The sequence below is a fragment of the Salipiger sp. HF18 genome (assembly GCF_011806505.1).
GTDB classification, from domain to species: Bacteria; Pseudomonadota; Alphaproteobacteria; order Rhodobacterales; family Rhodobacteraceae; genus Salipiger; species Salipiger thiooxidans.
In genome coordinates this window covers 1-10,681 of sequence record NZ_JAATOS010000118.1, presented here as the reverse complement: position 1 = coordinate 10,681, position 10,681 = coordinate 1, and the positions used below count along the sequence as shown (strand labels likewise).

The following is a 10,681-nucleotide window of genomic DNA, read 5'->3' as shown; positions in this document are numbered from 1 at the left end:
CCGCCACCCACGATGATGACCGCGGTCATCAGGCCCGGCAGCGCCACCACGGTGGAGATGGCGAGCGACCTGAAGCCGGGGAAGGTCTCGGCCCGGTAGCCGCGCTTGACGGCGATGACATAGGCCACGATGCCGAGGCAGAGGCACATCATCACGCGCGGCACGATGCCCGCGATGAAGAGCCCGAAGAGAAGTGCCAGCCCCATGAAATCAGTCCCTGCCGGTGGCCAGCGCCACCGCTCGGCAAAGAGTGAAAACCGCCGTCAGCACGCCGCAGATCGCCATGGGCAGCGCCCGGATGCCCTCGCTGATGCCCGGCATCGGCACCCGGCGCGGCCAGAGGCTTTCGGCCAACACCGCGCCCTGCCAGACCAGCATCACGCCGAAGACCAGCATCCCCGCCAGCGCCAGCCAGTGCAGCGGCACCCGAAGCGCCGGGGGCATCGTCTCGCGCACGAAGTCGACGGAGAGGTGGCTCTGGGTCCAGACGCCCGCGGCGGCGCCGAGGAAGGTGATCCAGACCACGAGGATCAGCGCCAGTTGTTCGACCCATGTGGGGGGTATCGTTCATCACGTAGCGGCCCCAGACCAGCCAGCCGAAGATGACGATGAGCGTCACCAGCCCGACGCCCGCGACGGTGACACAGATCCCGGCGAGCAGGTCGAGCACCCGCTCGACCGGGCCCATCTCGGCCTTTGGCTTGTCCTGTGGCAGCATGATCGTCCCCCGGAAATCGGACCCCGGCCCTACGGCCTGGGCAAGGCGGGCCCGAAGGCCCGGTCACATGGTCACTTGATCCCCTGGATGTCGGGGATCAGCTGTTCGAGATCCGGGTTCGCCTCGATGAAATGCGCGTAGACCGGCTCCATACCTTTCTCTTAGGTCCACGGGTCTCCGACCTCGTTGATCTCGACGCCCGCTTCCATCACCTGCGTCCGCGACGTTTCCGAACGCTCGGCCCAGAGCTGGCGCTGTTCTTCGGTGGCGGCGATGGCGACGGTGGTGGTGAAACGAGCCATATGAATTGTCCTCCCTGACAGGTGGCGGCTGGCAACCGCCACGTCGATGCAGGACGACTTCGTAAGATAACTGTCAGGAAGCTTGCGACACCTCTTCAGACCCCCGTATTCGTTGGCTCTCGCAGCAAAAGCGGCGGAATTCACGCTGCGCCGCAGCACCCGCAGGCACCGCCCGAGTTCCCCCGGACGTCCTTCATTGTATGACAGGTTTTCGACATCCCGCCTCCCTGCCCCGCGGACATGAAAAAGCCCCGGAGGCGCGGGTCCTACGGGGCTTTTCGATCAGGGGTGATTTGATCTGGGGCCGCGCGGGCGCCCGTTCGATCAGAGCTCGACGGTCACCTTGCCGCGCGGGTTCGAGCAGCAGGCCAGGATGTAGCCTTCCTCGATCTCCTCGTCTGTGATGCCGCCGTTGTGCACCATGTGCACCTCGCCTTCGAGCTTCTTGACCTTGCAGGTGCCGCAGACACCGAAGGTGCAGCCGGTCGGGATCGCCACGCCCGCAGAGCGCGCGGCGGCGAGCACCGTTTCGGTCTCGGGACAGGTGGCGGTGACGCCGGCGATGTCGAAGGTGACCTCGGCCTGCACATTCTCTTCCGGGAGGTCGTCCTCGGGCACCGGCGCCTCGACCAACTCCGGACCCGGGGTGCCCGGCGCCTGGAAGCTCTCCTGGTGGTAATGGTCCATGTCAAAGCCGAGGCCCGCCAGTGCTTCGCGCACGGCGGTCATGAAGCCTTCGGGACCACAGCAGAACACCTCACGCTCGAGGTAGTCCGGCGCCATGAGACCCAGCATCAGCTGGTTGAAGTGGCCCTGGTAGCCGGTCCAGGGCTGGTACTTGTCGCGCGCCTCGACGACCCAGCGCAGGTCCAGACCCTCGATCCGCGAAGCCATGTGCTCGAGCCGCTCGCGGAAGATGATCTCGGACGGACGCCGGGCGCAGTTCACGAAGACGATGTCGCAGCTGCGGCCGCGGTCGTAGAATTCGGTCGCCATCGACATCATCGGGGTGATGCCCGAGCCGGCCGAGATGAAGAGGTATTTCTCGGCCGGGTTCTCGAACGCGGTGAAGCGCCCGCCCGGTCCGAGCACCTTGAGCGTCATCCCGGGCTTGAAATGGTCCATGATCCAGCGTGTGCCGATGCTGTCAGCCTGCGCCTTCATGGTGAGCGTCAGCGACATCGGCCGCGAAGGCGAGGACGAGATCGTGTAGGTGCGGTACAGCGGACCGCCCGGGACGGGCAGTTCCAGCGTGAGGAACTGCCCGGCCTTGAACTTGAAGGGTCGCCCGGATGGCGCCTGGAAACAGACGGTGATGACACCAGGCGTCTCAGGCAGGATCGAGACGCATTCAAGCACCTCGTCGTCGGTCCAGTGTTCGGCGGCTTGTGTCATCGGCATTCCAGTCTATTCGGCGGCGAGAGTGGCAGGCAGGTGGGTGGAGCGCATGCGCGCAAGGTACCAATCGACGAACTGAAGCACGCCGTCCTCATGCAGCGCGGAGTACGGGCCGGGCTCGTAGGCGGGCGAGTTGATGCCCTGCTGGTTGTCCTCGACGACGCGACGGTCCTCGTCGTTCGTGTGCTCCCACACCACGGTGAGGTTCTCGAGATCGTAGTCCACACCCTCGACCGCGTCCTTGTGCACGAGCCAGGTGGTCTGCACCTCGGTCTCCTGCGGGCCGATCGGGGTCACGCGGAAGGTGATCGAGTGGTCGGTCAGGAAGTGGTTCCAGGTGGTCGGGTAGTGGAACATCAGCAGCGTGCCGGCGTCGAGGAACGGCACCCGGCCGAGACGCTTCTGCACGGCGATCTTGCCGTTGATGGTGTAGCTCTCGGCACCGTCAAGCAGCGGCATCCGCGCGACGCGGTACTGGCCACCCTCGGCCATCTGGAAGCGCGACGGTGCGCCGGCGGCCTCGAGACGGTTGAAGTGGGTCTCGACCTTCTCGGGGAAGGTGCCGTCGGGGCTCACGCCGGTGATCGACGGGTCCTCGGGGTAGGTGCGGCACAGGTCGGGGTGGTTGCCGGCGCAGTGGTAGCACTCGCGGTTGTTTTCCCACACCAGCTTCCAGTTGCCCTTCTCGATGATGGTCGACTGGAAGGCCACCTTGGCGTCCGACAGATCGTGCACGCCGAGATAGGGGGTCACGGTCTCGGCAAAGGCTTCGAAATCGGGCGCTTCGGCGGCGAGGCAGATGTAGACGAGGCCTGCCACGGTGCGGCAGTGCACCGGCTTCAGGCCGTGCTTGGAGGGGTCGAAGTCCGGGCCCATGTCGCGCGCCCAGAGCAGACGGCCGTCGAGATCGTAGGTCCACTGGTGGTACGGGCAGGTCAGCTTGGCGACGCGGCCCTTGGAGGCCGAGCAGATCACCGAGCCGCGGTGGCGGCAGGAGTTGTGGTAAGCGACGATCTGGCCTTTGCCGTCACGGATGACGATGACATCGTAGGCGCCGATCCGCAGGCGCTGGTAGGCGCCGGTCTTGTCGAGCTGGCAGGCCGGGAAGGCGTAGAGCCATTCGCGGTAGAAGATCGCTTCGAGGTCGGCCTCGTAGATATCCGGGTCGTTGTAGAACGGCTGCTGAAGCGCGTGACCGGGACGGTGCTGGCGCAGCAAGTCGGTAATCGGTGCGGTAGAACGTGCCATTACGAGTCTCCTGTCTCGGGAGGGCTATTTGTCGTGCACATGGCCATTGCGAGACCACTCTGACAATTGGCAAAAAACTCATCTCAGTTTATTCTGGGTAAACTCAGTCATAAGACTGTTTCGTTTGCGACATCACTTGCCGGAAAGCGACGCCCTTGTGCCCAAGCCCTATGATCTGCCCTCCCTCGGCGACCTAGCATGTTTCGAAGCGGCTGCTCGAAATTTAAGCTTCAAAATGGCCTCAACTGAACTCAACGTCACCCCGGCCGCGGTCAGTCACCGGATCAAGGCATTGGAAAACGAGCTCGGCCAGCCCCTGTTCAACCGGCAGTATAGGGGCGTTGAGCTGACCGAGGCCGGCGCGCTGCTCTTCGTGTCGTTGCAGCGGGGCTTCGAGACGATCTCGGGAACGGTGCAGCGAATTCGCAGCCGCCACGATCGCAGCGGCGTGTCGATTGCGGCCACCACCGCCATGAGCGGGCTTTGGCTGACGCCCCGGCTTGCCGCGTTCTGGAAAGAGCATCCCGGAGTCGCGATATCCCAGCTCATCCAGGATGATCGCAAGCCGCAGGACGTGGACCTCAGCATCCATTACGGCGATCCCGAGGCCGAGGACGACGAGACGCGGGTGCTGTTCAGCGACCGGATCCTCGCGCTTGGCACCGAGCAATTCGCCGAGACCTGGGGAATTACCCGGCTGGCGGACCTCTCGGACGTGCCGCTGATCCACACGCAGTCGGGGGTGAAACCCTATACCGAGTGGTCCGAGTGGTTCGCGATGCTCGACCGCCCTGCCCCGCGCGGCCCGGGCTTCCACCTCAACAACTACCTCATCTCGCTGCAGGCGGCCGAGGACCACATCGGTGCGGTGCTGGGCTGGGAGGGGCTGCTGGGCGGCTACCTCGAAAGCGGCCGGCTGCTGCAACTGGTGCCTGATTCGATGTCCTCTCCGTACCCGTTCTACCTGCGCATCCATGCCCGCGCCTCGGCCAATGCCCGGCTCTTCGCGGATTGGCTTGCAGAGCACTGAGGCGCCCCGCCAAACGGCCTTACGCGTCAGCCCAAAACAATGCCGGCGGGCCGAAGCCCGCCGGTCGGTAGGTCCTGCCGGGCCGCGTCAGCTGCGCGGCTTGAGGTTCTCGGGATCGTAGAGCGGTGCATAGCCGACGCCGGCCACCTCGACCTCGAAGGGCTCGTCGAAGTAGGTCACCTTCAGCTTGCGGCCCACTTCGCAATACTCATGCGGCAGGTAGGCCAGCATGATGTTCTTGCCCACGCTCGGGCCGAAGGCCTGCGAGGTGGTGTAGGAGCGGCGGCCGAGGCTGTCGATCAGCACCTCGTCGGTCTCGGGGTCCATTACCGGCATGGTGTTCACCGGGTAACGGGCCACGCCCTGGCTGTCGGTGTTGTCGTTCATCACCAGCGTGCAGAGCATCGCGGGCTGGTGCTCGCGCGCCTTGAACTCGACGTGCTTCTCCTTGCCGCGGAAGTCCGCCTCCTTGACCTTCGGACGCGCCAGCGCGGCCTCGATCAGGTTGTACTGGGTGTGCAGGTCGGCGTTCTGCAGGCGCAGCGACTTCTCGAGGCGACGTGAGTTCGCGTAGGTCTCGACGCCCATGGCCATGATGCCGGTTTCCCGCAGCGCATCCCAGACGGCGAGGCCGTCCTCGTAGGGCATGTGCAGTTCCCAGCCCTGTTCGCCGACATAGGAGATGCGGAAGGCCGTGACGGTCTTGCCCGCGATCTCGATCGGCTTGATGGCCGCGAAGGGGAAGTTCTCGATGTCGAGACCCGCGGGGTCCGCCACCACCTTCTTCAGCGTCTCGCGGGCGTTCGGGCCCCAGATGCCGATGGTGGTGAACTTCTCGGTCACGTCGGTGATGGTCACGTTGAGCCCGCGGTCCTGTGCGGTGCGCTTCATGTACATCAGGTCGCGCGGGCCGGCGTCGGCGCCGTTCACCATGCGGATGCGGTCGCCCATGCGGAAGACGGTGAAGTCCGCGCGCACCATGCCCTCGTCATCGAGCATGTGGGTGTAGATGCCCTTGCCGATGTTGCCGTCGCCACCGATCTTCGCGGCGCAGAGCCACTCCATCAGGTCGACGTGGTCCGGGCCCTCGATGTCGGTGATGTGGAAGTGCGACAGGTTGATGATCGCGCAGTCGTTCGACATCTCGAGCTGTTCGGCGTTGGACACGCGCCAGAAGTGGCGGTTGTCCCACTCGTTCTCGCGCACCGGCACCTGCTCGGCGTATTTCTCGAGCAGGTGCTCGTTCGCCGCGTAGCCGTGGGCCCGCTCCCAGCCGCCGAGCTCCATGAAGTAGCCGCCAAGCTCGACTTCGCGCTCGTAGAAGGGCGAGCGACGGATGCCGCGCGCGTTGGCGAAGGGCTCGCGCGGGTGGACGGGCGGGTTGTAGATCTTCTTGGCGGTCTCTTCGCAGCGGCCCCAGATGAAATCCTCGGTCAGCTGGTAGTCCTGGAAGCGCGAGTAGTCGATGCCGTGGTGGTCGATGTGGGTGCGGCCGTCGGTCATCCAGTCGGCGATGAGCTTGGCCATGCCGGGGGCGTCCTTGACCCAGATCGCGACCGCGTACCACAGGCCGCGCACCTTGCGGCTTTCGCCCATCGAGGGGCCGCCGTCGGTGGTGGTCTGAAGCAGGCCGTTGAACGAGTGGCTCTCGTTGAAGCCCAGCTCGGCAAGGATCGGGGTCAGCTCCATGGCGCGTTCGAGCGGCTCGATCACGTCTTCGAGTTCCAGATCCCGCATCGACGGCCCGAGGCGTGCCTGGCCCTTTTCGAGAATGTCGCGCGGGTGCACCATGCGCGGCTCTTTCTCGTAGTAATAGCCCCATTCGATCTGACCACCTTCAGTGGTCGCGGGATCGCCGGTGTCGCGCAGATAGGCGGAGTTGCCCTGATCGCGCAGCAGCGGACGGCCGATCTCCAGCCCGGTGCCCGCGAATTCATCGTAGGGGCCGAAGAAGGTCAGCGGGTGGTCGACGGGCATGACGGGAAGGTCTTCGCCCACCATGTCGGCGATCAGGCGGCCCCAGAGGCCCGCGCAGACGATGACATGATCGGCCATGATGGTGCCGCGGTGGGTCTTCACACCGACGACGCGGCCGTCTTCCTGGATCAGCTCGAGCGCCGGGGTGTTGGCGAAGGCGCGCAGCTTGCCGGCCTTTTCGCCAGCGTCCACCAGCTTGCCCGCAACGGTCTGCGAGCGCGGCACGACGAGGCCCGCATCCGGGTCCCACATGGCGCCCTGGATCTGGTCTTCCTCGAGAAGCGGGAACTTCTCCTTGGCCTCCGCGGCCGAGATCATCTTCACGCGGGTGCCGAAGGCGCGGCCGGAATCGCAGCGGCGCTTGAGCTCCTGCATGCGTTCGTCATCGCCGACGCGGGCGACCTCGAGTCCGCCGATGCGGCTGTAGTGGCCGAGCTTCTCGTAGAAATCGACCGAGTAGGTCGAGGTCCAGGTGCTCAGCAGGTCATGGCTGGTGACGTAGCAGAAATCCGACGCGTGGCCGGTCGAGCCGATGTCGGTCGGGATGGCCGACTTGTCGATGCCGACGATGTCGTCCCAGCCGCGTTCGATGAGGTGGTGCGCGACCGAGGCGCCGACGATGCCGCCGAGGCCGACGATGACGACATTGGCGCGTTCAGGGAAGGAGGACATGGGCGAATCCAATTGTCTATGAGGTCTTGCGTTTCACAGTAGCGATGACCGGCCGGCCCTGTCGGGCTCAAACGGCATGGCACGCGCGGAAAGCGACCGCTCGCCGCGCGCCCCGGTTCGGTGTCAGAGGCTGCTTTCCAGCTCCGGCAGGATCTGGAAGAGATCGCCCACGATGCCGTAGTCGGCCACCTGGAAGATCGGTGCTTCCTCGTCGGTGTTGATGGCGACAATGATCTTCGAATCCTTCATCCCTGCAAGGTGCTGGATCGCACCGGAGATGCCGCAGGCGATATAGAGGTCCGGAGCCACCACCTTGCCGGTCTGGCCAACCTGCAGGTCGTTCGGCGCGTAGCCCGAGTCGACCGCGGCGCGCGAGGCGCCCACGGCGGCGCCGAGCTTGTCTGCGACCGGGTTCAGCACCGCGCGGAATTGCTCGTCCGAACCAAGCGCGCGGCCACCCGAGACGATGATCTTGGCCGAGGTCAGGTCGGGGCGGTCGTTGGCCGAAAGGATGTTTTCGACGAAGCTCGACAGAGCGGTGCCGGCATCGGTGGTCTCGACGGCGACGACCGGTGCCGCTGCAGACCCTGCACCGGCGGCGGCGAAGCCCGCGGTGCGCACGGTCACGACCTTGGTCGCGTCGGTGCTTTGCACCACCTCGATGGCGTTGCCGGCATAGATCGGGCGCTTGAAGGTGTCGGAGGACACGATCTCGGTCACTTCCGAGACCTGCATCACGTCGAGCAGCGCGGCGACGCGCGGCAGCACGTTCTTGCCGGTGGTGGCCGCAGGCGCGATGATCGTGTCGTAGCCGGGTGCCAGCGACAGGATCAGCGCGGCGGCGGGCTCGGCGAGACGGTGCTCGAGCGCATCGGCCTCGGCCAGCAGCACGTTGCGGACCCCGGCCAGCGCGGCGGCCTGCGAGGCGGCGGCCGCGGCGTCATTGCCGGCGATCAGGATGTCGACCTCTGCGCCGATCTGCGCGGCGGCGGTCAGGGCTTTCGCGGTCTGCTCGGAAAGCGACGCGTTGTCATGGTCTGCGAAGAGAAGGATTGCCATGGTATCTGTTCCCGCTTCTGTCAGAGGACGCCGGCTTCGGATTTGAGCTTGTCGAGCAGTTCGGCCACGCTGGCGACCTTGACGCCGGCGGCGCGTGCGGCCGGCTCCTCGACGCGCAGGACGGTCAGGCGCCTGGCGACGGTCACGCCGTAATCCTCGGGCGACCTGGTCTCGAGCGGCTTCTTCTTCGCCTTCATGATGTTCGGCAGCGAGGCGTAGCGCGGCTCGTTGAGGCGCAGGTCGGCGGTGACGATGGCCGGCAGCGCGATCTCGATGGCCTGCAGGCCGCCGTCGACCTCGCGGGTGACCTTGGCCTTGTTCTCGCCCAGTTCGAGCGCCGAGGCGAAGGTGCCCTGCGACCAGCCCAGCAGCGCCGAGAGCATCTGGCCGGTCTGGTTGCAATCGTCGTCGATGGCCTGCTTGCCGAGGATCACGAGGCCCGGCTCTTCCGCCTCGACCACCCCTTTCAGGAGTTTCGCGACACTGAGCGGCTCGACCGCGTCCTCGACGGTGATCAGGATGGCACGGTCGGCGCCCATGGCGAGCGCGGTACGCAGCGTTTCCTGCGCCTGTGCCGGTCCGACGGACACCGCGATCACTTCCGAGGCCTTGCCGGCCTCCTTCAGGCGGATCGCCTCTTCCACGGCGATCTCGTCGAAGGGGTTCATCGACATCTTCACGTTGGCAAGCTCCACACCGCTGCCATCCGCCTTCACGCGGATTTTCACGTTGTGGTCGACGACGCGCTTCACGGGCACGAGTACCTTCATGTCCTGTCCTCTCTGTCGGTGCCCCCGGGGCTCCGTCCGTTTCGTCATTCAGGACGTGCGCGACGCCCCTCTATCCTTTTCCTGCGCCCCGTCCCCGGGGCGTCCAGATCCCTGGCCGCAGCGCTGACTGGCGGAACGCCCGGACGCGCAGCGCGGCTGACCGACACTCTTGCAATTTCCCGCATCCGAAAAACAGTATGATTGCGTCAATGCGAGATTACGGCTACGACAACGGATCAGGAATTTCCGAGCACCGGAGCGCGACCTGATGACACCTGCCAACGCCCCCCTCCGCCCCCCTGCCCGCACCTCGAATCCCCATGCGCTGAGACCCCGCACCGGCGCCGCGCGCCTGTCGGTCGGCTTCATCCTCGCCAAGCGCTTCACGCTCTGCGCCTTCGCGAATTTCATCGACGTTCTGCGACTTGCGGCGGATGAGGGCGACCGCTCGCGCCCGATCCTGTGCAACTGGACCGTGCTATCGGAGACCATGGACCCGGTGACCTCGAGCTGCGGCATCTCGGTGCAGCCCAAGGAGCGACTCGGCGATCCGTCGCGATTCGACTACATCGTCGTGGTCGGCGGGCTGATGGACGAGATGCCGGGGCTGAGTGCCGGCTACGTCAAGTTCCTGCACCAGGCCGCCGAGGCCGGGGTGCCGCTGGTGGGAGTCTGCACCGGTGCCTTCATGCTGCACCAGGCCGGGCTGCTCGACGGTTACCGCTGCTGCGTGAGCTGGTTCCACCACGTCGACTTCCTCGAGCAGTTCGAGGGGCTGACGCCGGTCGCGGACCAGATCTTCGTGGTGGACGGCGACCGCCTGACGTGCTCGGGCGGCGCCAGCTCGGCGCATCTCGCGGCCTATCTGGTGGACAAGCACGTCGGCCGTGCCGCGGCGAGCAAGAGCCTGCACATCATGATCATCGACGACCAGTTGCAGGCCGACAAGCCGCAGCCGGGCATCACCATGGATTTCAAGACCCGCGACCCGATCGTCCTGCGCACGCTGCTTCTCATGCAGCAGAACATCGACACGCCGCTCTCCGTGACCGAGATCGCCCGGCGCATGGGCCACAGCAAGCGCCAGCTCGAGCGGCACTTCCGCACCGCGCTCGACACCTCGCCGCAGGCCGCCTTCCTCAGCATCCGCCTGTCGCTCGCGCACCACCTGATCGAAACCAGCGACAAGTCCATCGCGCAGATCGCGCTGGATTGCGGATTCTGTGATTCCTCGCATCTCAGCCGGATGTTCCAGCGCCGCTTCGGCGTCACCCCGCGGGCCCTGCGCAAAAGCGACACCCCCGACGACTGACGCGACATCGGCAAGTCGCGCCATCGCCCGGAAAGAAGATCTGCGCCGGGCCTTGGCGCGATTCTCCGCGTTCCGCGTCGCGAACATTCAATAATGCCGCCGCGCCGCCCGCTACGAAGCCTGTCAGACTTCTCCAGCGGGGGGCACGCCCATGACGCGTTTCAACGCCTTCAACCTTCTCAGACACGCCCTGAC

General features: G+C 65.8%; 9 protein-coding genes and 1 pseudogene. 2 read left to right on the top strand and 8 right to left on the bottom strand.

Annotation, left to right across the window (positions count from 1 at the left end; translation table 11 throughout):
- The 5 genes and pseudogenes from HC022_RS12090 to HC022_RS12070 all read right to left on the bottom strand — a co-directional run.
- A pseudogene (locus HC022_RS12090) lies at window positions 1–206 on the bottom strand (TRAP transporter large permease); the annotation flags it as partial.
- Between the two features lie 4 nt (window positions 207–210).
- Window positions 211–525, bottom strand: a complete 315-nt coding sequence (locus HC022_RS12085) for a TRAP transporter small permease (protein ID WP_368484658.1) — start codon at window positions 523–525, stop codon at window positions 211–213.
- 354 nt (window positions 526–879) lie between these two features.
- Window positions 880–1,020, bottom strand: coding sequence for a hypothetical protein (locus HC022_RS28585; RefSeq protein WP_175583551.1), 141 nt, complete (start codon window positions 1,018–1,020; stop codon window positions 880–882).
- 324 nt (window positions 1,021–1,344) lie between these two features.
- Window positions 1,345–2,415, bottom strand: coding sequence for a hybrid-cluster NAD(P)-dependent oxidoreductase (locus tag HC022_RS12075; protein WP_110476916.1), 1,071 nt, complete (start codon window positions 2,413–2,415; stop codon window positions 1,345–1,347).
- Window positions 2,416–2,427: 12 nt separating this feature from the next.
- Window positions 2,428–3,666, bottom strand: coding sequence for an aromatic ring-hydroxylating dioxygenase subunit alpha (locus HC022_RS12070; RefSeq protein ID WP_089962575.1), 1,239 nt, complete (start codon window positions 3,664–3,666; stop codon window positions 2,428–2,430).
- A gap of 157 nt (window positions 3,667–3,823) precedes the next feature.
- Here HC022_RS12070 and HC022_RS12065 point away from each other — a divergent pair, with 157 nt between their 5' ends.
- A complete protein-coding gene (locus HC022_RS12065) occupies window positions 3,824–4,696 on the top strand; it encodes a LysR family transcriptional regulator (protein ID WP_167452592.1) in 873 nt (290 codons plus the stop codon).
- Between the two features lie 87 nt (window positions 4,697–4,783).
- Here the strand turns inward: HC022_RS12065 and HC022_RS12060 are convergent, their stop codons facing one another.
- From HC022_RS12060 to HC022_RS12050, 3 genes are all read right to left on the bottom strand, one after another.
- Window positions 4,784–7,345, bottom strand: coding sequence for an FAD-dependent oxidoreductase (locus HC022_RS12060; RefSeq protein WP_167452591.1), 2,562 nt, complete (start codon window positions 7,343–7,345; stop codon window positions 4,784–4,786).
- A gap of 123 nt (window positions 7,346–7,468) precedes the next feature.
- A complete protein-coding gene (locus HC022_RS12055; protein ID WP_167452590.1) occupies window positions 7,469–8,404 on the bottom strand; it encodes an electron transfer flavoprotein subunit alpha/FixB family protein in 936 nt (311 codons plus the stop codon).
- Window positions 8,405–8,424: 20 nt separating this feature from the next.
- Window positions 8,425–9,174, bottom strand: a complete 750-nt coding sequence (locus tag HC022_RS12050) for an electron transfer flavoprotein subunit beta/FixA family protein (RefSeq protein WP_167452589.1) — start codon at window positions 9,172–9,174, stop codon at window positions 8,425–8,427.
- 268 nt (window positions 9,175–9,442) lie between these two features.
- Between HC022_RS12050 and HC022_RS12045 the strand changes: the two genes are divergently transcribed.
- The gene (locus HC022_RS12045; RefSeq protein WP_254885062.1) at window positions 9,443–10,486 is read left to right on the top strand and encodes a GlxA family transcriptional regulator; all 1,044 of its coding nucleotides are present in this window, start codon (window positions 9,443–9,445) and stop codon (window positions 10,484–10,486) included.
- Window positions 10,487–10,681: the final 195 nt, after the last annotated feature.